Annotated in this window: 19 protein-coding genes; 10 read left to right on the top strand and 9 right to left on the bottom strand. The window is 54.8% G+C overall.

Features of this window, described 5'->3' with window-relative positions:
* Positions 1 to 82 precede the first annotated feature (82 nt).
* Positions 83 to 916: a DUF3891 family protein gene (locus tag OHL22_RS01665; protein ID WP_263332526.1), complete on the bottom strand. Its 834-nt coding sequence runs from the start codon at positions 914 to 916 to the stop codon at positions 83 to 85.
* A 253-nt stretch (positions 917 to 1,169) separates the two neighbouring features.
* On the opposite strand from OHL22_RS01665, the gene OHL22_RS01660 reads away from it, so the two are divergent.
* The 9 genes from OHL22_RS01660 to OHL22_RS01620 all read left to right on the top strand — a co-directional run bounded on the left by OHL22_RS01660 (position 1,170) and on the right by OHL22_RS01620 (position 9,316).
* Positions 1,170 to 2,459 carry an amidase gene (locus OHL22_RS01660; RefSeq protein WP_263332523.1) on the top strand — a complete coding sequence of 430 codons (1,290 nt, stop codon included), beginning with the start codon at positions 1,170 to 1,172 and terminating at the stop codon, positions 2,457 to 2,459.
* 202 nt (positions 2,460 to 2,661) lie between these two features.
* Positions 2,662 to 3,270 carry an RNA polymerase sigma factor gene (locus tag OHL22_RS01655; protein WP_317890876.1) on the top strand — a complete coding sequence of 203 codons (609 nt, stop codon included), beginning with the start codon at positions 2,662 to 2,664 and terminating at the stop codon, positions 3,268 to 3,270.
* On the top strand, positions 3,267 to 3,506 hold the full coding sequence (locus OHL22_RS01650) for an anti-sigma factor family protein (RefSeq protein WP_263332519.1): 240 nt from the start codon (positions 3,267 to 3,269) through the stop codon (positions 3,504 to 3,506). Before OHL22_RS01655 ends, OHL22_RS01650 begins: the two co-directional genes overlap by 4 nt.
* A 458-nt stretch (positions 3,507 to 3,964) precedes the next feature.
* Entirely contained in the window at positions 3,965 to 4,255 is a 291-nt protein-coding gene (locus OHL22_RS01645; RefSeq protein ID WP_263332517.1) for a hypothetical protein, read from the top strand.
* Positions 4,256 to 4,386: 131 nt separating this feature from the next.
* A complete protein-coding gene (gene bufB, locus OHL22_RS01640) occupies positions 4,387 to 5,277 on the top strand; it encodes an MNIO family bufferin maturase (protein WP_263332515.1) in 891 nt (296 codons plus the stop codon).
* On the top strand, positions 5,274 to 6,167 hold the full coding sequence (locus OHL22_RS01635; RefSeq protein ID WP_263332514.1) for a DNA-binding domain-containing protein: 894 nt from the start codon (positions 5,274 to 5,276) through the stop codon (positions 6,165 to 6,167). Before bufB ends, OHL22_RS01635 begins: the two co-directional genes overlap by 4 nt.
* Positions 6,168 to 6,194: 27 nt before the next feature.
* Positions 6,195 to 6,671: a DoxX family protein gene (locus tag OHL22_RS01630; RefSeq protein WP_263332512.1), complete on the top strand. Its 477-nt coding sequence runs from the start codon at positions 6,195 to 6,197 to the stop codon at positions 6,669 to 6,671.
* A 96-nt stretch (positions 6,672 to 6,767) separates the two neighbouring features.
* On the top strand, positions 6,768 to 7,874 hold the full coding sequence (locus tag OHL22_RS01625; RefSeq protein ID WP_263332510.1) for a glycosyltransferase: 1,107 nt from the start codon (positions 6,768 to 6,770) through the stop codon (positions 7,872 to 7,874).
* Positions 7,871 to 9,316: a glycosyltransferase family 39 protein gene (locus OHL22_RS01620; RefSeq protein WP_263332508.1), complete on the top strand. Its 1,446-nt coding sequence runs from the start codon at positions 7,871 to 7,873 to the stop codon at positions 9,314 to 9,316. Before OHL22_RS01625 ends, OHL22_RS01620 begins: the two co-directional genes overlap by 4 nt.
* Here the strand turns inward: OHL22_RS01620 and OHL22_RS01615 are convergent.
* The 6 genes from OHL22_RS01615 to mutS form a co-directional block, all read right to left on the bottom strand.
* Positions 9,313 to 12,273 (bottom strand): TonB-dependent receptor, encoded by a 2,961-nt coding sequence (locus OHL22_RS01615; RefSeq protein ID WP_263332506.1) that lies wholly within the window; start codon positions 12,271 to 12,273, stop codon positions 9,313 to 9,315. The genes OHL22_RS01620 and OHL22_RS01615 overlap by 4 nt on opposite strands.
* Before the next feature lie 37 nt (positions 12,274 to 12,310).
* Positions 12,311 to 13,543 (bottom strand): DUF5666 domain-containing protein, encoded by a 1,233-nt coding sequence (locus tag OHL22_RS01610; protein WP_263332504.1) that lies wholly within the window; start codon positions 13,541 to 13,543, stop codon positions 12,311 to 12,313.
* A gap of 275 nt (positions 13,544 to 13,818) precedes the next feature.
* A complete protein-coding gene (locus tag OHL22_RS01605) occupies positions 13,819 to 15,366 on the bottom strand; it encodes an ABC transporter substrate-binding protein (protein ID WP_263332503.1) in 1,548 nt (515 codons plus the stop codon).
* Entirely contained in the window at positions 15,359 to 16,498 is a 1,140-nt protein-coding gene (locus OHL22_RS01600) for an anhydro-N-acetylmuramic acid kinase (protein ID WP_263332501.1), read from the bottom strand. Before OHL22_RS01600 ends, OHL22_RS01605 begins: the two co-directional genes overlap by 8 nt.
* Before the next feature lie 14 nt (positions 16,499 to 16,512).
* Entirely contained in the window at positions 16,513 to 17,604 is a 1,092-nt protein-coding gene (gene nagZ, locus OHL22_RS01595; protein WP_263332499.1) for a beta-N-acetylhexosaminidase, read from the bottom strand.
* Complete coding sequence (gene mutS, locus OHL22_RS01590) at positions 17,601 to 20,360, bottom strand: DNA mismatch repair protein MutS (RefSeq protein WP_317890875.1); 2,760 nt, start codon at positions 20,358 to 20,360, stop codon at positions 17,601 to 17,603. Before mutS ends, nagZ begins: the two co-directional genes overlap by 4 nt.
* A 348-nt stretch (positions 20,361 to 20,708) precedes the next feature.
* Here mutS and OHL22_RS01585 point away from each other — a divergent pair, with 348 nt between their 5' ends.
* The gene (locus tag OHL22_RS01585) at positions 20,709 to 21,110 is read left to right on the top strand and encodes a response regulator (protein WP_263333296.1); all 402 of its coding nucleotides are present in this window, start codon (positions 20,709 to 20,711) and stop codon (positions 21,108 to 21,110) included.
* A 48-nt stretch (positions 21,111 to 21,158) separates the two neighbouring features.
* Here OHL22_RS01585 and kduI read toward each other — a convergent pair whose 3' ends face one another.
* Both kduI and OHL22_RS01575 read right to left on the bottom strand, forming a co-directional pair.
* Positions 21,159 to 21,989, bottom strand: coding sequence for a 5-dehydro-4-deoxy-D-glucuronate isomerase (kduI, locus tag OHL22_RS01580; protein ID WP_263332497.1), 831 nt, complete (start codon positions 21,987 to 21,989; stop codon positions 21,159 to 21,161).
* Between the two features lie 316 nt (positions 21,990 to 22,305).
* Positions 22,306 to 23,361: a LacI family DNA-binding transcriptional regulator gene (locus OHL22_RS01575; protein ID WP_263332496.1), complete on the bottom strand. Its 1,056-nt coding sequence runs from the start codon at positions 23,359 to 23,361 to the stop codon at positions 22,306 to 22,308.
* Positions 23,362 to 23,876: the final 515 nt, after the last annotated feature.

The following is a 23,876-nucleotide window of genomic DNA, read 5'->3' as shown; positions in this document are numbered from 1 at the left end:
TGAAGAATCACTCGATAATGAAGGGGCAACCTCAATGGGGTTGCTCTTTGTTGTTGCGCTATTTCGCTTTTATGTCAAACCATCAACATTGCGATGGAGCACTGAGGGTGACGGAAAGCATCTCCACAGGTGATGCATCAAATGTGGCTTCTAACGAGGCGTCATCGGGAAAAACATGACCGGATACATGCCGCGCCCGGAAGGAAAACGAAAGTTCAGGGACCAGAAATGGCCATGGAGCAAGCTGAAACCGACGTACTCCAATTGGAGTCACATGAACTTCTCGTTTGCTTCCGTCAGTCAGAGGCAATGGATGCAATAAGGTTGAAGGCGCTTCATGCTCTACGCATGCGAGCAGTGAAAGGGCATCGCATGCCTGCAGAAGGCAGAAGTGCTCCCGTATCGTCAACGCTTCTTTCGCCTTCGCATCCAGCATAGGATGGTTTTGTATCCAGTTGATCAGTTGTGCCCGCCATGCTTCTTGTTTGGCGAGGAAATAATCGAGTAAAGGAAGCTGGTCAGGTGCAATCGTGGAGCGATCAGTGCGGTTTACAAGCAGATCTCGTGTATGCAAGGCAACCAGCAACCCTGCATAAGGGTCTTGCTCGGCGACCACTCGGACTGCCTGTTCTCGGAGAGCGATATAGTCGGCTAGATCGATTTTTTCAACCGCAGAATATTTATCCACCAGCTCTTTTGAAAATGCGGAAGGCTTGCCTTCCCGCGTGATAGTGGGATGAGCATCTCTCGACGCCCATCCGTCATCGTGGGAGGCAATCGCAAAGAGCACGCGGTCACGAGGCTCAGGCCTGCGAAACTGATCGTTACCCCATGCCGCGGCAAATTCGCCAGCCAGACGCGCGTGATCCTGATGCGTGATCAGCCGCCAGCCGGTTTCGGTCTTCATGCAAAGCATGATGCTCTACTCCTGTTCATTACACGTAGTTATTCAGATACATCTGATCAACGGGACTCGTGTCGGTTGTACAAATGAACCAGCCGACCGCTCTTGGAAGGCATTTCCATACCGAACTTAGCATGCCAGGTAGATGCTTTCGCAAGACAGGAATTTGCTCGTAATCGAATCCCGCTGAAGCCATCGCCACCGATAGAATCAAGGCATGCAAGCGTGCGCAGGTACGATTACACGAGCCAGAAGGGAACTGGCCGTGGCACATGATAAGAAGGCGGCGATCGAGGATCTTGTGAACACCGCTTTCTCGCTGTCCAACGGCGGAGCCAACCGCAATACATATCTTTGGCAAGAACAGTCGTGGACTTTTTCGGAAGTGCGCCGCATTGCTTCCATGCCGGCAGACACGTCGACCATCTTTGCGGATGGCCATGAGCCACTGTGGGGAATCCCGGTGTCCGTAAAAGATTGCTTCGATCTTGCGGGTGCGCCAACGACCTGTGGAACGCGATTCTACGAAGCATTGCACGGTTCTGCTGCAGCCGATTCCTGGCTGGTCGAAAAACTGCGCGCTGCCGGAGCTGTGATTATCGGCAAGACTCATCTGCATCCGCTTGCGTACGGAATCACAGGAGAAAATGCAGAATTTGGAGATTGCGTGCAGCCCGGCGATCCGGACAATCTGACTGGAGGTTCTTCCAGCGGAGCTGCAGCCAGCGTCCTCGAAGGCTCTGCCATGGCCGCAATCGGCACCGATACAGGCGGTTCAGTGCGTGTGCCGGCTGCGCTTTGCGGACTGGCGGGGTATCGCGCCTCTTTAGGACGCGGTGACTGGCGCGGAGGCGCTCATCTCGCCCAATCGTTCGATACCATGGGGTGGCTGTTCGCCGATCTTGAAGACGCGCCTCTGCTTGGATCCTTCTTTGCTCCACAGTCTGAAACGACGACAGCGGAACAGGATTCTTTACCAAAACGCTTCGCCATCGTCCACGATGAATTCTTCTCCGATTGCGATCCCGAAGTATTGGAAGGCCTTCGTCTCTGCCGCGCCGAACTGGAATTCCTTGGACTCCGTGCTGAAACCGTTAACGTCCCGTGGTGGAACGACTCGTGCGAGATATACAGCACAATTCAGGCGTGGGAGGCTGCCCGTATCCACGCCGGTTATTATGCCGAATTCGGGCCGGCTATCCAGCAGCGGCTTGAGTGGGGCGCCTCCATAAGCGATGACGAAATTACCAGGCTTCGCAAACGCCATACAGAGTTCCGTGAACGCATGGATATGCTGCTGGCAGATCACGAATTGCTCTTGATGCCGGCGGCTCCGGTAGCAAAACTCACCGTCGGAGCCGACCACAGCCAGACACGCGCACGGCTGTTGCGCTACACCACACCTGTCAGTCTCGCAGGTATGCCTGCAATCACAATTCCATTTAGCAAGGAACACTGTAAAACTGGAGGAATGCAACTGGCCGCGGCACGGGAAGATGACTCGCGCCTGTTGCAGCTTGCCGCGCGCATGGGCTCTGCAAGAAAGGCTCAATAAGGTTCCTCAACGTCATCCTTTAAAGCCGGAGACTCAAAGCAAAGGATCTGTAACCTGCAGAGCAATTGCTCCATCTATAGTTCCAGGAAACCGTAAACCCGATTCGGTATCAGAAGTTCAGCCAAGGAAAGGTTACGCACGCTTCGGCGGTATGACAGGCGAGATCACAGCCAGATTCCAAAACGCGGAAGAGGCTACAGTCATGATCGGGCGCATTCTGGCGGGGGAAAAGCAGCTTTTCCACGACCTGATCCGTCCTCTTGAACGCGCTGTCTTCGTCATGTTATTTAGCCTCCTGCGCAGTGAGACAGACGCGGAAGATGCGGCTCAGGAGGCTTTTATCAAGATTTACCGGAATCTTTCGAGCTTTCGAGGTGAAGCCAAATTTTCGACCTGGGCCCTTTCCATAGCCCGCAATGAGGGTTTGGCCTGGCTCAGGAAACGATCCGCGAGGCCGGAGGAGCCGATCGAGCCGGTCCTTGATGAAGGCAGCGGGGACTTTACTCCGGCTTTGCTTACCGACTGGCGTGAAATCCCGGCGGAGGCTCTGGAACGAAGCGAATTGCGGGAGTGTTTGCGGCAGGCAATCCTCAAGTTGCCGCCGATTTATCGAGATGTGGTGCAACTGAGGGATGTTCAGGAACTCGATATTCAGGAAGCAGCCGGGGTTCTCGGTATCAGTCCTGGCGCCGTCAAAGTCAGGTTGCACCGCGCGAGAGTTATGCTGCAAAAAGAGCTGGTTCCAATCCTCAAAGCATATGTTTCACCTGCAAAGGGAAAAATGCGCTTCTGGTTTGGGAGGCGCGTATGAAGATTGACTGCAAGCACGTATGGCATCACATCTCGGCCTACATTGATGGGGACGTGGATGCGTTGCTGCGCGCTGAGATCGATCGGCATTTGGAGCACTGCGAGATCTGCTCGGCCATACTCGATTCAACCCGGAATATCGTCGTCCTGGTGGCAGATGGACGCATTTTTGAGATTCCGACCGGGTACAGTGAGCGGCTGCATGAGCGTCTCGATGCAGCCATGGCCGAAGGCTGATTCATACGGTTCTTTTTCCCTATGCGTAGCCCTCGCGCCGGGTAAGGCGTTTGTAAAAATCTGACTCCTGGGAGCAGCAAGGAACTTTTCGATGTTCAATCCATTAGCATCCAATCCATTTTTGTTGCAAGTGCGTACTCTCTGTGTGTAAGAAGTGGAACGAACAGTATGGCGCGCGCTGCATCATACACAGGTAAAGTGCTACCGTACTGTCCGGAGTGGAACTATTTCTCGATGGATTCAACTCGATGCAATATTCCTTGTAAGGAAAAACTCTCATCGAGTCTGTTACTTGCCGATCTTGCGCATTTTCTTCTTGCACACTGTAACCTTTGCCTCGTAGCGTCACTCACACGGGGCGAATGCACCTCCTGCGGACGCACTCGGAGCTACCGATGCCTCTGTCAAGTTTCTTCCCCGCGGGTTACTCCGCGACAACTCAAGCGAGGACAAAACCGATGAAGAATTCTTTGAATGCACTGCTGCTCAGCGCCGCTCTGACTGGTCTGGTCGGTGGAACCGCTGCTTCGGCACAGACCACTGGTACTCATCAGAACAGCGTGAATGCAGCGACTGCCGGCGTTCGTCTGGTAGGTCAGAGCACCGACAAGCACTCTTGTAAAGGCAAAAATGATTGCAAGGGCAAGGGCGGCTGCAAGAGCAGCGACAACGGTTGCAAAGGCAAGAACAGCTGCAAGGGTAAGGGTGGATGCGCCACTGACGGATCCAAGATGCCCAAGGCTGTCTAAGCCGCTTGCAAGAGTGGATATGTCGTTTGAGCTGAAACGACTGACCGATCAAAACTGTACGGGGATGGTTTCGCAGCCATCCCCATCCTGATTCAGGTAACTCCAGGGAAAAATCATCAGGGGTGGTAAAGATGTCCGGCAACCGGTTCAACGCATTTAAGGATTACGGAGTCGGCATCGGACTGCGCATCCCTCACTACGAGCACATCTTTGCTCACAAACCAGGCGTCGATTGGTTTGAAATCATCTCAGAAAATTACATGGTTGACGGTGGCCGTCCGCTGCAGATGCTCGATCGCATCATGGAAAATTACCGGGTTGTACAGCACGGTGTTTCCATGTACTTCGGCTCTGCGCAGGCACCAGATCGGGAACATCTGCGCCGCCTCAATTCGCTCGTCAAGCGTACCAATACACCCTGGCTCTCCGACCATCTCTGCTGGGGATCAGTGGATGGTACTTACAGTCACGATCTTCTTCCGTTGCCATATACCTGGGAGGCAGTAGAAAAAACCGCGGCGCGTATCCGCGAAGTACGTGATTTCGTTGAAATTCCCGTCGCAGTTGAAAATGTCAGCAGCTATGCCGAATTCGTAGACTCCGAAATGACTGAGTGGGAATTCCTGAACGAAGTTGTCGAGCGCGCGGACTGCGGCATCTTGCTTGACGTGAACAACATCTACGTTTCGTCAGTCAATCATGACTTCACTCCGATGGACTACGTGAACGCAATTCCAGCAGAACGCGTTGCCCAGATTCACATAGCCGGCCACACGCGCTACGAAAAATACATCCTCGATACACATGACCATCCAGTGATTGATCCCGTGTGGCAGCTTTATGCGCGCGCCATTGAACGCTGCGGGCCTACGCCCACCCTGCTCGAGTGGGATGATCGCATTCCTTCCTTTGAAGAGGTCTGGGCGGAAGCGCGCAAGGCGGAAAGGTATCTGGAGCCCGTAAAGAAGCACAAGGCGGTCGAGCACGAGGAAGAAAAGCAGCTCGCGGAGGTGGCCCAATGACCATGCCTCTCGAAGAGCTGCAGAGAACTATGTGTGCCGCTGTCATGCAGCCTCTTACCGCTGATGAAGACATGCAGCCGCGTGACACGACAGGTCGCTGGAGCGGCCGGGCAATGGATGAAGTAGCCTCCGGATTCATCGCTCCCAATGATCGGCTGACTGCTTTTGAAAGGCTGGAAATCTACAATCGCCAGTACTGGTTCCGTATCCAGTCGGCTTTTCACGAAGATTTTCCTGCTTTGCGTGCTGTCGTTGGTTCTGACCGGTTTGAAGCATTGATGAACGCGTATCTGGCACAACATCCCAGCCGGTCTTTTACCCTGCGCAATCTAGGATCGAAGCTCTGCGATTGGCTCGCGGAAAACCCCGGATACGCTGGACGTCGCCTTACGCTTGCACTTGATGTTGCCAGAGTCGAATGGGCTTATATCGAAGCCTTCGACAGCGCCGAACGCAGGTCCTTGAATGACGAAGAAGTAGCAGCCGTTAACGGCGATTCACGCCTGGCGCTACAACCTCATCTGCAATTGCTTGCCCTAAGCTATCCAGCCGACGATCTGGTGCTTGATATGCACCAGCGGGAGCAGCGTGAGACCAGCGAAGCCGGCACACGGCCAGAGCTTGAAGATGAAGAGGAGAGTACTCCGATTCGCCTGCGCAAGCGTCCTACGTGGTTGGCCGTGCATCGCTCCGATTTCTCCGTCTACTACAAACGTTTGTCAGCTCCTGAATATCGAGTGCTTACTACGTTGCGCGAAGGCAAAACTCTGGCCGAGGCGCTCGATGCTGGTTTCACCGGATCACGCCTCTCCGCAACCACGCAGCTAAGCCGCGTGCGTGAATGGTTTGCCGCATGGGCGCAACTGGGCTGGATCTGCATACCTGAATAGCAATACCCCTTAGAAAGAGGAATCATCATGTCACTGTTTCGCCGCCTCTGCGGCCTGCACGATCTTGTCGCGGGTGCTCTCAACCGATTGCAAAGCCCGCTTCTTCTTGCGATACGGCTCTATTGGGGATATCAACTGGTTCAGACCGGTTGGGGCAAACTGCATAACCTCGACCATGTCACAGACTTCTTCACATCGCTCAATTTACCTCAACCTCATTTCACGGCAATCTTCGTCTCCCTGGTCGAGTTTGTCGGAGGCATCTTGTTCGCACTCGGCTTTGGTGCGCGCATGGTCTCGCTGGTGCTCTTCATCAACCTGACCGTTGCTTATTGGACCGCCGATCGTGAAGCCTTCGGCCACATTTTCGATGATCCAGGAAAATTCTATGCGGCCGATCCATACACCTTCTGGTTCGCCGCACTGATCATTCTTATATTTGGCCCGGGATACCTGGCAGTTGAGACGCTTCTGCGTCGCTTCACGCAGACACAAAATCGCTAAACACTGTCCTGGCGTAATCTTCGCCAATGCTGCAGTGAAGCGGTAAGATGGCTTCATCGCCAGTCGATATATGTCTCTTACGCGGATGTGGTGCGGGTGCGTATTCTCTATGTTTTAACGTCGCTCGGCATCGGCGGGGCAGAAAAGCAGGTCATCGACCTCGCAGCCCGCATGTCTGAGCAAGGACACAAAGTTTCCTTCCTCATCTTGAAGCACTCAGTAGAAGAATGGCCCGTCAAGGGTCCAGTTCTTCGCCTGAACCTGGCAAAAACCGCAGCCTCACTCCTGCGTGGTCTGCGTTTTGCGCGGAGCTTTCTGGCTCTCATCCGTCCCGATATAGTTCATAGCCACACATATCCCGCCAATCTTTTCGCGCGGCTCTTGCTGATAAAGCGATTCAAAGAATTCAGCCGTCCTGGGCTCGTAAACACCATTCACAACGTATACGAAGGCGGTTGGCATCGCATGCTGTTGTATCGGCTAACCAATCGATGGGTCGATAGGATCACAGCCGTCAGTACAGCAGCAGCGGAGAGATTTATCCATCTACATGCTGTTCCTGCGGTAAAGATTACGGTTCTAACGAATGGCATTGATACAGATCACTTCAATCCTGATCGAGCACAACGTCGCCGTGTGCGAAATCAAATGTTGGTCGACAAAGAGTTTGTCTGGATCGCAGTAGGCAGGATTGCACCAGCCAAGGACTATCCAAACCTGCTTCGCGCATTCCATTTACTGCAACAGGCAAAACCTGAAACGCAACTATGGATCGCAGGCGAGGGTAATCCAGCAAGCCTCGCAATCGATTCAGACTTGCAGAACAACCCAGCGATCCGCTGGTTAGGGCTTCGTTATGATATCGCTGAGTTGCTCGACGCGGCAGATGGCTTTGTTCTTTCCTCTGCATGGGAGGGCCTTCCCATCGCTCTCGCTGAAGCTATGGCAATGGCGAAGACCGTTGTAGCTACCGATGTCGGAGGGGTTCGCGAACTGGTCGGTGACGCCGGTTTTCTCGTTCCTCCCCGGAATAGCGAAGCACTTAAAGATACGATGCAGAAAGCCATGTCCACACCTGTCGAGCGAAGACGATTTCTGGAAGCGGCAGCTCGCAGCCGCATTCGCCAGTCTTTTTCATTGCAGTCTAAAGTGAGCGAATGGGAGAAGCTCTACGGGCAAATACTGGAGGGCCGGCACGCTTGAGCCTTATCGCACCATCTTTGCCTTCTACGCCCAAAAAGTTTTCTGCGCCGCAAAGCGAGAAGTCCTGGACTCCAATTCGTTTTCTCATCTGGCCTCTTAGTGCGGCTTTGTTGTTTCGAGTCGGACTGATGCTGGCCGCATATTTCCGCACCGGAACGCAGGTCATGACACAAGGCGATAGCTGGAGCTACCTGATCCCTGGTCGCAATCTGCTTCTGCATGGCTCTTTCGCTAATAACGGACTGCCGGAGATCGACCGCACACCCGGTTATCCGATTTTTGCCGAGCTCAGTGGAATGATAGTCGGAAACGTATTGCTCACCATCGGTGTGCAGATTCTTCTATCCCTTATCTCGATATGGCTCGCCGCATCCATCACAGAAAGACTATTTATCGATTGCCGCGCTGCTGCCATCACCGCGTGGCTTTTGGCGTGCGATCCTCTCTCGATTACGTCTTCCGTAAGGATCATGCCGGAGACACTCTTTGTCTTCCTTCTATTGCTGTGCCTTGAACGCATGATCAGCTTTGCTGCAGATAAAAAGCTCACGCAACTGGCACAAGCCGGAGCGCTTCTTGCGCTGGCAACCTTTGTTCGTCCTGTCAGTTATTATCTGGTGTTGCCATTCGCAGTTGTCGCCGTAGCATGCTCTCCGCAGTGCAAAGGAATGAAATGGAAAGCTCCATTCATCCTTCTTATTGCGTTCATCCCATTCATTGCAGCCTGGCAGCTTCGCAACTATGTTGAGACCGGCTACAACGGCTTTTCCAGCATCGTTGAAAAGAATCTCTATTTCTACCAATCTGCTGAGATACGCGCCGAATTGGATCACTTGTCCCTTGTAGAGGAACAGAAAAAGCTCGGTTACTCAGACAATGCGAGCTATCTCGTGGCGCATCCGGAACAACGCGCCTGGAATCGTATAAAGCAATTGCAATTCATGAAATCCGAAGCCGTAAAAGTTCTCCGACAGCACCCACTGATGTATTTACGGTCGCACTTCATTGGAGTTGCAATCGTCGCGTTCTCGCCCGGATCTACGGAGTTGCTTCAACTTATCAATGCTTATCCTTCCGCAGGCAAGATGCCGAAACGCCTCGTAAGCGATGGAATCAAAGAGCCGTTGAAGCAATTGGTGTTGCGACACTTTACTCTGGTGACGGTAATGTGTCTGTTCTCTGGCTTCACCCTTGCGCTATATCTCGCTGCGTGTACCGGTTTGTTTACGGCAAGACTGGCACCTGAGACCGTCTGGATTCTGGCAGGCACCGCGATCTACTTCCTGCTCATATCCGGTGGCGCGCAAGCTGTGGCACGTTACAGGCTGCCTGCAATCCCTGAGCTGTGCATCCTCGCGTCAGGCGGCATCTGCATTCTTTATGACAAAACAAAACGGAGCCGCCGAAGCAGCTCCGTTCAGGTTGTGGTTTCTGCCGGCTAAAAGCTGAATGAGGCCTGCAAAAAGATGCGCCGCACAGCAGATCCAGAGGAGAAGATCTGCCCCTGAAGGCCTCTTGAATGCCCGAAAGGATTCTCTTCGCCATCCTGCAATGTTCCAGGAGGTGTAATCGTTCCCGAAGGCGTTCCATAGTCCACGTTGTTGAAGAGGTTCAACGCCTGCGCGCTGAAAGTCAGGCTGTACTTGCGCACGTTGACCGGCCCGTTCATACCCGGAGGACGGCCACCGCCGCCTCCGAATCCACCGGGACCAAAACCTCCGCCCGGTCCGCCACCGCCACGACGACCACCACCGCCACCGCCGCCCGGAGGTCCGCCCTCGCCGTTATTTCCTCCGGTGTTGCCGATCTTTGGACCGACGCCGAATGTCTTGCTCAGCCGTAGATTCAATGCGACTGCCGCCGGCCCGAGTCCTTTATCGAAACTCAGAATCGGCTCACCCGCAACCGGCTTGGCGTCGAGACATCCGTATTGTGTCATCTGGTATTGGGTCGAGCTGGCAGTGCAATTCGACGGATCAACAATGCCCGGGCGATCGTTGAGAACCTCATCGCCATTCACATCATCCGGGCTGGTGATGTTGAATGGCCTGCCCGCGTTAGCAACGAGGAAAGGATTGAATCGTATGCCCCATGGGCCGTTGTAGTTGCCCATGATAAAGAGCTGATTTCTGGAAACAAACGATGCAGGACCGTAATCCTGGTGCAGATTTAGCGAATTGGATGCCAGCGTTCCACCCGCTCCATCCGTATGTGCCCAGCTTATTGTGTAAAAGCCAAAGACATTAAAGTTTTTGGAAATGCGCGCATTGGTATTGAGGATCAGTTGGTCCTGTTTGTAAATGCCCTCAGGAAAATACTGGAACACAGGCCCCACACTCGAATTGTAAGTAGGGAAGTAAGGAGCATTCGCGTTGATCTGGGTAAGCTGATGAACGCCCTGAGAGTGCAGATAGGTCAGCGTTGCGGTCTCCGTCTTTGTGATCTGACGTTCTAGACTTGTGCCAAACTGCTGCGCATAAGGAGAACGATAGTTGGGGGAAACTTGATACACAGTTCGGCCATTCGCCGTACCTACCCCGCAAGCTCCGGGATCGAAAGTCGTCACGCTCGCCGCAAAACACGCAGATGTCGGGTTAGAGAGGGTATATTGTTGCTGAATTGTCGAACGGTTAATCGTTAGAAAGTTACCGATTCCCAAGCGATCGTAGAAGATACCATAACCGGCGCGGAAGACCGTCTTTGTCGGCTTACCCTTGCCACCGTCCAGACCGTAGGCCATCGCAAAGCGCGGAGCCCAGTCGCTGTGGTCCGCAACATGGTTCTGCGATTCCCAGCGAAGACCTCCCGAAAGCGTCAGGCGAGGATTAACCTTCCAATCGTCCTGAATATAGAGCGCGGAGTCGAACACATTCGCCAGGGCGCTCTGTTGTCCCGTTGAGTACGACAGCAAGATAGGGGCTGCTGAGGCCGGATTCTGTACTGCCTGGCTGTAGCTCGTGGTCGTATTGAAGGTGAATGTGCCGTTGAATCCTGAGTCAGCGTAGTTGGCATCGCGGCTGTCTCGAACACGCATGCCAAACTTCAATGCGTGGCTGCCAAGCGACAAAGTCGAGAGATTCTGCATCTCCCAGCGATCCGTATGATCGCGTACGCTTTGGGTATTCGATCCGCCGGACGAGAAACCAGCCACCTGAACCTGAAGTGTCGGCGCGGTGCTCACCGAGCTGTCGCTGGACTTGATGCGATTGTATTGAAAGCGTGTCTCATTGACGAAATGATCATTGACGACCTGCGTGTCGCTGATCTGGATATTGTTGTCGTCGGTTGAGGAACTTGTCGCCTCAGTCGGCAGCTGAGTACCACCCAGACTGCCTGTTTCTGAGTCGTGGTAGTACTGATAGCGCACCGTCAGCGTGTTCTTTGCCCCAATCTGGATATCGATGCGCGGGGATACATTGGTTCGTGAATGAGGATTGTCGATCGATCCTGTAATGTCAGCAGAGCAATCGCCGGTCGCATCGCAGGCGGCGTTATATACGCTCAAGTTGTCAATGGAACGATGTTCGGCGGAAACAAAGAACGACATGGATTTGTTCAGTGAACCGTTCAGGGTGCCGTTGTACTGGTAGGTGTGATACGGCGGAACATTCGGCTGTGCCGCGCTTACAGCAAACGGGTTCACGGTGTTGAAGGAACTGTCATTGCCCATGGCAAAAAACTGGCCGTGCAATTTATCCGTACCGGGCTTGGTTAAAATCTCGATGCGGCCAAAACCCAGCCGGTCAAACTCCGCTGAATAAGGATTCTGGTTGACGCGGATTTCACGAATCGAGGATTTCGGCGGAAGCTCTCCGCCAGTGAAGCCATCAATGTAAATTTGTCCGCCGTTCGGTCCTGCGGACGGACCTGCAAGAGCCGACAGTTCATTCGAAAGCTCATCCGGATCGTCCGACAGCGCGTCAAGGTCCTTCCCCTTGATCACCATGCTGTTGGCATTTGAATCCGCTTCAACACTCACAGTAGGCGTATCGTCGCTCACAACCACGTTTTGCTGGGCAGCCTCAATCGCCATGGCGACGTCGACACGCTTCACCTGGCCCCGCTCCAGCAGCAATCCCTGCGAGACATACGGCGCAAATCCTTGAAACGTAATGGTGATTGTGTAGGTGCCAGGAGCAACATGTACATCATAGTTTCCGCTGGCATCCGCGGTCGCTGTCGCAACAGTCTGGGCATTGCTGTTACTGACCGTCACTGTAGCGCCCGGAATCAAGGCGCCCGTCGGATCGGTAACTTTGCCGTGAATGGTTGCCTGTCCTGTTGCCGGAGCCGTCGCGCCCGCAGGCGTGCTTTGCGGCGTTGTTTGCGCCGGTGCGCTCCCTGCCGCAAGTACCAGGGCAAGAGGAAAAATCCATAGGGAACGTAAATTTGCGTACACCTATCCTCATCTCCTAAGAAAGCAAAAAGTATGTGTCTTACTGAGCTGCTTCAGCGCTGCCGGAGCTCATGCTCCAGTTAGAAAGCAGCATGTTTTGTGTTTCAGCAGGCGCTTCAAGCAAGGGTTCTACGCCCGCAAGCAAAGTAATGGCCTGAACGTCATGCGTGCCAACTGTCGACACCAGCATGACGGCGTCGCCTTTCTTCAAATCGGCAATGTGAATGGCAGGAGCACGATTGAGCATGGTCTGCAGATCGCCGCGTCGACCAGAGCCACCCTCACCACCACCAAACGGAGGTCGCGCCCCACCGGGAGGAGGTCCACCTGACGGAGGTCCACCGGCGCTTCTTGGCGATCCCTCCGATCCGCCACCACTCGGCGGGCCATTCGGTGCACCGGATGCCCCCTTCGTCAACGTGGCCAGCATTTTTGCCATGTTCTCGGGCAATTGGTGCATCTGCGTATCCTTACCGACATGCACCGTCACATTCTGTTTCGTAATCAGATCCTTTAGAGTGATCGTCTGGTCCGATGCGTTTACTGCGCTAAGTACGCCGGATATATTGCGGAAGCTTCCAGAGACAACCTCCTGAGCAGTAAGTTCCGTTCCATCGGCGCTCTTTGTGCCGCGGGCGCGCAACTGATCGCCTGCCTGAATCGTTTCGATCGGAGCCGGCTTTGCCTGGTTGTAATCCGTGGAATCTGCGGCATAGCGTTTCAACACCGTTGTAGGGCTGGTATGCACCGCAATGGTCTTTTGCGTCGGTCCCGCTCCGGAGACAACGGTGATGACACCCGTTCCCGCATCTACGCTCTTAACCAGGCCACCGACGCCATTTCTCTGCCAGTCTTCCTGCTCTTGTTGCTGCTTCTGCGCCAGTTCCGCTTTCCCGATCGCGACGATTGACGCAGCCGTAACGGGATCACTCGATGAGTCCGGCGTCAACCGGACCAGCACACGATCGCCCATCGAAAGATCGCTGAACTGAATCGTCTCTGCGCTGCTCAAATCCTTCGCGCCGGGTGGTACCCGTTGAATTTTGACGCCGTCTGGAACAGTAACTTTGTGTTCAACGCCAGCGTCGGTTTTCACCGTCATGGAGCCGGTGCCCAATTCAGAAATGGTGCCGAGGATTCGGCTTGCGGATGCCGCCTGCCCAAACGCCGAGGTCGCGCTCACCGCCGCTATTCCAAACACGCTCGCCACAGCTACGAGAACTGCACAGCTGATGGTCGCGCACCAATTCGCTCTCTTACTTCCTGCTTGCATCGTCTTTCTCCGTAGAACAAAGAGATCCTGGATTTCGAATCTCGTCTTGATTCAGCCATCTTAGACTGCCAAGCTAACATCACAATGATTGAAACTGCAGAAAATAAATGGCTTAGTTGATGGTTGGCTGGAAATCAGGAAGAAGAGCGGAAACGATTCCAGACCATCCATTTCTGCCTGCGGTTCGTATCCGCGGCTGCACAGGTAGACGATGTAAGGAAAAAGAAAGTTTAGGGAAGTCTTTGTAACGAATTGTTGCGAGGCGCAATAGGTGACTACATTTGCACGTGCGCCGACCGGAGAAAATCGAAACTCCCGGAAGGGCTGACGGAAATCCCGGAAATTCGTCGGTTATGAACAACAATCGAATCCTTATACCAGAGATTGAACGCAGGCAAATCCCGCGCTAGGATCTGCTGTACTTGGACATAATCCTTTCTCCTCCGCTCCTGATCAGTTGAACTGCTTGCATCGGCAAGCAGCGCATCCAATTCCGGATTTCGATATCGCCCACGATTCGCGCCTTTCGGAGGAATGCGCGCAGACGAGAACGCATAAGCGAAGATGTCCGGCTGCTCGTTTCCGCCCACCCATCGCAGGGCATATATCTGGAACGAGCCACGGTTCAGATCCTGAATATATGTCGCTGCTTCGTAGCTGCGAATATCCAGATCAATCCCAACTGCGGCAAGCTGTTGCTGCAGTGTGGCTGCGAGTTGCCGGGTTCCCTCGTCCGTGCTGGTCTTCAGAGTCAAGTGCAACCTCACTCCGCCGGCCTTGCGTGGATAACCTGCTTCCTCTAGCAGGCGCTCAGCACGCGAGGGATCAAAATCGTAACGATCCACATCGCCAGTCCACGCCCAATGAGTCGCCGGTAACAGGCTTACCGTCGGCTGCGCGCGGCCGGCCTGTAGCGTTTTCAGGATCAGCGGAATATCGATAGCGCATGCAATCGCCTGACGTACCCGCGCATCCCGCAAAACCGGATCGACTGTATTGAAAGCCAGGTATTGCACCTGTGTTCCAGCCTTGCTGTCGATGGCGAGATCTTTTTCGCGCGCCAGTTCAGGCAGCATATCCGGCGTCAAAGAGTTGCTTTCGAGATCAGCCGAACCCTTGCGCAGTTCAAGTGCCCGCGTCACCGGCTCTGGCACCACAGCAAATCGAACTCGTTCGATGTTGCCATTGCCCTCGGTATTCCAGCTTTGTGGATTGCGTTCGACAATCACTTCCTTGTCGATTTCCTGGCTTACAAATCGGAACGGCCCCGACCCAATCGGATGCCGCCAGAAATCCCGTCCGCTTCCGTAAGGAACGATACCCATTGCGCCGGCAGAAAGATTCGTCAGCAAAAAATTGTCGGGTTCCTTCAAGTGCAAAACGACAGTGAGTGGATCAGGCGCTGCCATGCTCGCCACCGAAGCGTAGCTGGCGCCTTTAGCGGTGATCACTGTTCCATCGCGCATAGACCGGATCGTCCACAATACATCGCGCGAAGTCAGCGGACGTCCATCGCTGAAGTGTACATTCGGGTGCAGATGAAAGATCACCGTTAATGGATCGGGCTGCTCCCAACTGTCCGCCAATCCCGGCTTCACACGGAAGCTCGCGTCTCGCTCCACGAGACCATCGAAGAGCAGTTCGTCGATATGCTCCGACTGCGCATCCGTTCCCACGCGCGGATCGAGGCTTGTAGGGCTGCTCTCAATAAGAAAGACAACTGTTCCCCGATCGGAGCGTTGCCGATGACAGCTCGTGATAGCCAATACTCCAAAGCAGAGAAGAACAAGACAGGAGATGCGCGGGATCAAGAGCCTAGGCATAGCTCACCTGGCCCAGAATTACAGGCCGTGTCGCCCCTGTAGCTGAGGGCAAATTACCGGGACGTTGATGCCATGTCTGCCACGCAAGCAAGGCAAACGCGGCAGCCTCTTTTGCCTGCGCGGGCATACCGAAGCTGTCAATGGTAGCGATGCGGCAGCCATGACCCTGCAGCCTCTCGGCAAGCTGGCGCATTAGCGTGCGATTCCGGGCGCCGCCGCCAGACACAATGTAGTCAACCTTCGCACCACCCATCTTCTTCGCGGAGAAGCGGATATATGCCTCGGCGATAGAGGTCGAGGTCAACGCAGTAGCGGTAGCGACTGCATCCGCTGGGCGTTTGCTTATCTTGCGGCAATCCGCGAGAAACTTCGCTGCGTATTCACGGCCAAATTCCTCGCGTCCCGCGCTCTTGGGCGGCGCTTTGCGGAAGAAAGGATGCTTCAAAGCCGCTTTGAGCACCGGTGCGATCACCGCGCCGGAGGCCGCGATACGGCCATTCCTGTCCATTGTCTTGCTGTAAAGCTTCAGTGTCAGTGCGTCGATCAACATATTGCCAGGGCCGGAATCGAACGCCAGCGTGTCCTGCGGATTTGCTCCAGGCGGAATGGCTGTGAAATTCGCGATGCCCCCGATATTTTGCAACACGCGGCCTCGCGTAGCGTGACGGAAAAGCACATAGTCGAGCAACGGCACCAGCGGCGCTCCCTGGCCTCCAACGGCAAGATCGGCAGGACGAAAATTGGAAACAACCGGAATGCCAAGCTCGGCAGCAATGAGTGAAGCTTCGCCTGCCTGCCATGTACACGCGAAGCGCTCGCCCGCATACAACTGTGTCGTCGCCTGATGATAGAGCGTCTGCCCATGACAGCCAACGAGAGCTGCTTTAAGCTGATGCCGCTCCTGTGCAACGCGCACTGCCTTGGCATAGGCGAGGCCTAGGCGCCAGTTGAGCCGCGCAAGCTCTGCCGTGGACGTTGCGCTGGCATTCATCGCTGCGAGCACCGCTCTGCGCAGCCCCGCCGGATATGGAAATGCTTCATGGGCCAGAAGCCGCAGCTTCGAAAAACCATCTTCCCCGTCGCGAATACGGACTAGCGCAACATCGATGCCATCGGCTGATGTCCCGCTCATAATGCCTGCAACAATCATGCTGCGCCGCCTTGCGATGACTCAACTTTGGCAGCGAACGCACGAATGCTCTCCGCGAGCTTACTTAATTGAGATGAGGACAGAGCAGCGGATTGCGGTGTAGAGAATCGAGCAGCACGAAGTCTGGCGCAGGATCTAGCTCTTTCGATCAAAAGCTTGCGGAATGCAGCAGACTTCTCAGCTTCGCCGATCAGTGCTTCATACGCGCGCAGAATCAACTCCGGGCCGTGGCCTATCTCGATCAGATGCATACCTGCGCGAATAGCCGCAATCGATGCTTCCTCAATCGGCATGTAATTAAGAATGCCGCCCATCTCCAGGTCGTCCGAAAAGATCAGCCCACGATAACCAATCTTTTCCATGAGGACGGTTGTGATCCAGTAGCGCGAAACACTGGCTGGATCGTTATGCCCCGGCGTCTTCGGATAGCGCGCATGATTCACCATCACCATCGGCAGTTCGTTTTTCAATTGCCGATAGGGAACTAGGTCGTCCCGCCAAAGCTCTGCCGTTGATCGATCGATCGCAGGCGTCTCCAGATGAGAATCGAGCGTTCCGCCGCCTAGTCCCGGAAAGTGCTTGCCACATCCGGCGACACTGTGCACTTTGAGCCCGTTAAGAAAAGCGCGAACGTAAAGAACCACCGTTTCCGGATCAGCAGAAGCGGTTCGTGTGCCCATGACTTTGGCAGACTCAGGCAGCGCCAGATCGAGCACTGGAGCAAGCGTTGCATTAAAACCAAACGCAGACGCTTCGCGAGCGATGAGTTCGCCGTGCTTTTGCATCAACGCTGGCTTACCGGTCGCTGCTACGGTCTGCGCCGAAGGCATTGGAGCAACAGCGTCGCGTAGCCGGTCAACTGTTCCGCCTTCGATATCGATGCAGCGCAGATGCGCCGTGGTGCAGTAGTGGGTGGCCTCTTTTAGCACCGCGCGAGTCTGCTTTGCATCGATGATGTTGCGGCGAAAGAGAATGATACCCGCGGGGCGAATCAGCTTAAGCCATGCGCGTTCCAGACCACTCAGTTCTGCAGTCGAAAGGCCAACCACCATGACACTTCCTGCAGCGTGACGCAGATTATCAGTCATGGCTTGGCCAGCTCCTGCTTCAATTCTTCCAGCAGATTCAGAGCCTGCAACGGAGTGAGCGAATTCACATCTGTTGCGTTGAGCCGGTCCACGATGCGTTGCGATAACGGAGTAAAGATCGTCATCTGCATTGGCTCCGCTGTTTCTGATTCAGCCTGTACGCTGCGCCGCTCCTGTCTTTCATGCTGCCGCAGCACATGACGCGCGCGCTCCAGAACTGCCTTGGGCAATCCAGCAAGCCTGGCTACTTCGATACCGTAACTCTTGTTGGCCGCTCCGGGCTCAATCGAATGCAGGAACACAATGCCGGATGGAGACTCTTTCACTCCGACTCGCAGATTGACTACGCGCGGCAGTTTCTCGGCCAGCATCGTCAGCTCATGATAGTGAGTCGCGAACAGTGTGCGTGCGCCAATCTCAGCATGAAGGAACTCAACCGTAGCCCAGGCAAGCGACAGGCCATCGAATGTCGCCGTGCCGCGGCCCATCTCATCCAGCAGTACCAGTGATTTGTTGGTTGCGGTATTGAGAATTGTCGCCGTCTCGGTCATTTCGACCATAAAGGTGGAGCGGCCGCGAGCCACGTTGTCACTTGCGCCAATACGAGTGTAGATGCGGTCCACCAACCCATAGCGCATGCGCGCCGCTGGAACATAGCTGCCCATCTGGGCCATGAGCACCAGCATCGCCGCCTGACGTAGATAGGTGCTCTTGCCGCCCATGTTAGGTCCGGTGATCAGCAGTAGGCTTGGCTGCGTGTTCTCCGTAGTCTCAGGATCATTCTGCGTCTGTCCGCAAAGATAAAGGCTGTTAGGAATAAAGCGGCCTTCATTCGTCGCAGACATCCAGTCTTCGATCACCGGATGCCGTGCTGCAACTGCTTCCAGCACCGGTTCATCAACCAGCTCCGGCCGAGTGTAATTGCGGATCGTTGCGAGATGCGCAAAGCCCGCGAGCATATCCGCTTCTGCGACGACGGCGGAGATTCGCCGAATACGCCCGGCAGCTTCAAGCACGCTGCGGCGAAGCTGCGCAAAAAGTTGCTTCTCGATCTCGATGGCACGGTCATGCGCTGTCAGCACGCGTACTTCATAATCTTTGAGCTCAGGAGTGGTGAAGCGCTCGGCATTCACCAGTGTCTGCTTACGCTCGTAGTCTGCCGGAGCGAGCGCAAGATTAGACTTACTAATCTCGATGTAATAACCGAAGACCGAGTTGTAACGCACCTTGAGCGATGCAATTCCGGTGCGCGCCCGCTCACGCTCTTCGATAGTTGAGATGGATTGGCGTCCATCACGGCTAATGCGCCGCAGATCGTCCAGTTCCGCGGAGACACCCTCGGCAATAACGCCGCCATCAGCCAGCGTTAGCGGAGGCTGCTCCACAAGAGTTTTTGTGATGATGGTTGTAACGTCAGCCAGCGGATCCAGGCGATCCGTCAGATCCCGCCAGAGCGGCGCCGTGAACGCTGTGAGCGTCTTGTGTAACTCCGGCAATTTTGCAAGACTCGCGGCCAGCGCTGCAACGTCGCGCGGACCTGCGCTATCAAGCGAGAGCCGCGCAAGCAGACGTTCAAGATCGAGGATTCCGTTGAAGGCGCGGCGCAGGCCTTCGCGGCACATCAAATCGCCGTGAGCTTCAGCAACCGCTTCATAGCGCGCATTGATCACTGCCGCGTCGTAGAGCGGACGGAGAATCGTCGCGCGCAGCAAACGCTTGCCCATTGGCGTCTGGCTGCAGTCGAGCGTGCTGAAAAGCGTAGTGCGTGTGTCCTGACCCGCAATCAAAGACTCGACGAGTTCAAGGTTGCGAACCGTGACAGGATCAAGCTGCAGCTCATTCGATCGCTCCAAAAAGCGGAGTGAATCGATATGAATTGCGTCGAGCTTTTGCGTGCTCTGGACGTAATGAAGAATAACGCCAGCCGCAATCGCCGCGCAGGGATGGCCATTCAGGCCGAAGCCTTCGAGTGATTTCACGCCCAGCTTGCGCTCAACCAAAGGAACAGCGTAATCACGCGTCCAGACCCAGTCATCCACGCGCGTTCGAGCAGCGACGCGATCCGTATTACGCGTAAGGTCAGCGGCTAGATCGGCAGGAGCATTCGAAGAGAGCAGGATCTCGCTGGGCTGAGCTTTAGCGAGCTCGTCGATAGCCTGTTTATGCGCCGCAGGCCCATGGAACTCGGCAGCACGAAAGTCGCCTGTTGAAAGGTCAAGCAGAGCAATCGCAGAAATACCGTCGGATTCATGCAGCGCCGCAAGAAAGTTATTCTGCGCCTGATCGAGACTGGCGTCGAACGCAGTGCCTGGCGTGAGAACGCGGGTGACCTCGCGGCGGACAATTTTCTTTGTCAGCTTCGGGTCTTCCATCTGCTCACAAATCGCGATGCGGAAGCCTTTGCGAAGGAGTCGCTGGAGATAATTTTCGGCAGCGTGATAAGGCACGCCAGCCATCGGAATGGCGCGCTCACGGTCGCGGGCCGTCAGCGTCAGTTGCAGCTCGCGAGCAGCGATGACAGCGTCGTCATAAAACAGCTCATAGAAGTCGCCCATGCGGAAGAAGAGCAGCGTATCTGGGTGCTCGTTCTTGGCTGCGGTCCACTGGCGCATGAAGGGCGTGAGATTGTCGTCTGAGGCTGATTTTGCTGGACTTTTCACGTCTGGAGCGGAGGACGGCAATTTCTTTTCCGTGTCGGCAGAGCCGGACAGGAGGGTTTCAGGTAGAGGCTCGGCTTGGGTTCCAGGGCTGGGCACGCTTGGAATTCAGATTACCTTGTGTGGCAGGGCTGCGGGTAGATGGGCACTTGTGGAGAATCTGGTCCACACTTTTTGATCATTGGCGAGGAGTAACCAGTTGAACCGCTGATGACAGGCTAGCTTGTTCGACTAATCGCACAAACGCTTACAGAAAGCTCTCACATTCGCGAGATTGATGAAATCAGCGTTGCGATCACCTAAGTCCGCCACTGTCTCATTTGGGACAGATTGGCCGGCCTTGCGCCCAAGATACTCATCTGGTCTCTGCAACAGAAACAAGCCTGTTGACTTCCCCCATCACCTCTGACGTTCGTCTAGCTCGCAGGAGGCGTAACCGTGGCTGAAATGAGAGTTTTAATTGTCGATGACCACAAGGCCCATGCCGAAGGTCTTGCCGAATTGTTATCGATACGGGGCTGTACAGCATGGCATGTGCCGGATGCGGAAACGGCATTAGCGGACCTGGAGTTAGTCGGCGTTGAAGCCATACTTTCTGACGTTCACCTTCCCGGTATGGATGGTTATGAGCTTTGCGAACGTATAAGGGCAATGCAGAAGTTCGATTGTGTGGCGTTCATTTATCACACTGCATCCGACGAAATTTGCGGCAGGCGACACGGAGGGGATGCGTTTCTAACGTACCCAGTTGGAATCGATCACCTAATGAGCGTGATCAGTGGCTGCATTGCACGCAGAGTTCCCGAGAAAAGGTTGGAAGCGGTCGGCCTTTTTGTTGATGTTGCCTGAAACCGGCCCCAGAGCGGCGGTGTTATTGCGATTGAACTGCTCTTTCCACTACCACAGCTCCGCGGTGGCGAGCTTGTCCATGTCGTCGTAGACCTGATTCTCGCCACCCATGCCCCAGCAGAAGGTGTAGTTGGCCGTGCCGACTCCCGCGTGGATCGACCAACCCGGCGAAATCACCACTTGCTTGTTGGCAATCATCAAGTGGCGTGTTTCATGTGCTGGTCCCATCAGATGGACTACCCGCTCCTGCGCAGGAAGGTTGAAGTAGAGGTACACTTCGGAGCGCCGCATGTGTGTATGCGCGGGCATAGTGTTCCACACGCTTCCGGAAGCCAGTTGCGTAAAGCCCATAACCAGTTGGCAGCTTTGCACACCATCCAGATAGACCAGCTTAGTAATCTCGCGCTGGTTGGCTGACTCCGGCGTACCAAGCTTCACTCGCTCTTGTGTTGCCGAGCGAATGACGGAGGTTGGGTAGACCGCATGGGCTGGGTAGCTGAGGAGGTAAAACTCGGCGGGTGTTACGGCATCTTCGCTCTCGAAGCTGACATGCTCGTTACCTCGGCCCACGTAGAGGGCATCGAGATTGCCCAGCGCAAAGCGGGAGCCGTTGACGGTGACCACACCCGGAGCGCCGATGTTCAGAATGCCCAGCTCCCTCCGCTCAGTGAAGTAAGCGGCCTTCAGCGGATCGGCCGTAGGAAGGACAAGCTTTTCGCGGGCAGGAACTGCGGAGCCAATCACCGTCCTGTCGAGATCGACATAGATCAGATCGAGCGCACCCACACGGAAGAGTTCTTCCAGCAAAAAGGTGCTACGCAACTCTTCAGTGGTCATTGTGCGATAGCGGATGATGTCCGCCATTTGCAATATCCTCATCGTCTCTCCACGCTTATCTTTCGGATCGTCCGCGCAGCCTTGGTTGTACCGGAGAATGCGCACGGGGTAGCACACTTGCTGCACTCCAGCGAGTGAATCAACGCAACGCAGTCAAAAGTTATAGATAACGATACCACAGCAATATCGCCATCCTTCTTGTTGCAAATGACGTCTTGAAGCTCTTATAAGTTTCGGTTTGAACAAATCGATTTTGTAGAACGGCCGGTCGACTATGGCTCTTCATTTTAATGGATAACGTTATTCGCTTTGAATAACCTGCGATCCGACGATGATGAAGCCTTGGCAGGATGACCTGCTAAGCCTTGGGGCTGCATCCACAGGAAGCACGGAGAATCAGCCGCGTAGGAAAGATGATCTTCGCCGGGTGATGCTCTGTCCCCGATTCCTGCTGCGCTTGTTCAATTTGCTTGAACAATAACTCCGCTGCCGACTGTGCAAGTGAGGTAGGAGACTGCGAGACCACGGTAAGAGGCGTACCCAGGACATCCGCAAGTTCGAAATCGTCAAAGCCAACGACCGCGATATCTTGCGGAACGCGCAAACCAACTCGATGCAATGCCTGGATGAGCCGGATCGAAGAGATTCGCTGAGCAGCGAATATGGCAGAGGGCTTCTTCTTAGTGTTTGACCATCTCCCGACCAGTTCTTCCATCCGCTCCAGAGATTGAATGTCGGCGAACACTTGTGGCTCCAGGCCGGCCGCGCGCATGGCCTGCTTGTAGCCCTCGATCCGTTCCCGCACGGTAAAAACATCTCCGTCAAAGCCAACGCACGCAATCGACTTATGGCCGTGCTCGATGAGGTGCCGCACACCCTGCTCGGCGCCCTCACGGTTTTCAACCAACACTGCATCGGCATCCAGACCTGCGACAGGCCTGTCCAAAGCGACAACAGGAATACCGCTCTCCTGCAGATGTTTAAGCCGTTGGCCATCGCCTCCGGAGGTGACAATGAGCAGACCCGAGATGCGGTGGTTTCCAAGCGAATCCAATTGCCGGTTCTCCACAGCTGCGCTGCGGCCCGTGGCCACAACCATGGTCTGGTAATCATGCTGCATCGCAACTTTTTGCGCGGCGTGGAAGCAACTCGAGAAAAAGTCGGAGAGGTCCGGCACGATAAAGCCGATCATCCGCGCGCGCATCCCTTTGAGCATGCGCGCGGCATCATTGGGCCGATATCCAACCCTGGCGATGGCGCTCATCACCTTGGCGCGCGTCACCGGCTTCACGGTGTCGTAATTATTGATGACGCGCGAAACGGTCATCACGCCCACATGGGCTTCGCGCGCGACATCAATAATGGTTGGCTGGCGGCCTGGTCTGCCGGCCCCGGCGCTCTTCATGGTTGCCATCCCGTCTCTGACATCTTTTCGCCCATTATAGGGTGGCTGGTCTGGCCATCAGGCACAGCTGCAGCGGCTATCCCTGATGAAGACCCGTCTTCAGGTATCTCGTTGTGCATCGACTGTAGCTCCGTAGGGAGTAGTGCCCCTTTCGTAAGATTCAACGGCCAGTGAGAACAATTAACGTTATCATCATTTTTCATTTCTGAGCATCGTGCCCCAATTTTCTTTACCGGTGCCACCGGAGCAGTAATAAATCATCGGACGACTCTCGGCAGCATCTCAAGTCAATCGATTTTATCTATCTTAATTATCAATAATTTAAGAAAATAAAAGCGATCTTTCTTGCGACCCAAAAGCTCGCCTGGTATGCCGTCGGGGAAAGCCTCTACCACCTCAGAGCCAGAGCCCAGGATAGGAGGGCCGCCGAAAGAAATCTTGACAATCGAATCAAATCGAGGCTAAAGTGGTCGCCGCTAAAGAGAACGTTATTTACTTCGCCACCTTCACCGCCAGCGCTTTCA

The organism is Acidicapsa dinghuensis (genome assembly GCF_025685685.1).
Classification (GTDB): domain Bacteria; phylum Acidobacteriota; class Terriglobia; order Terriglobales; family Acidobacteriaceae; genus Acidicapsa; species Acidicapsa dinghuensis.
This window is presented reverse-complemented; position numbering and strand designations above follow the sequence as displayed.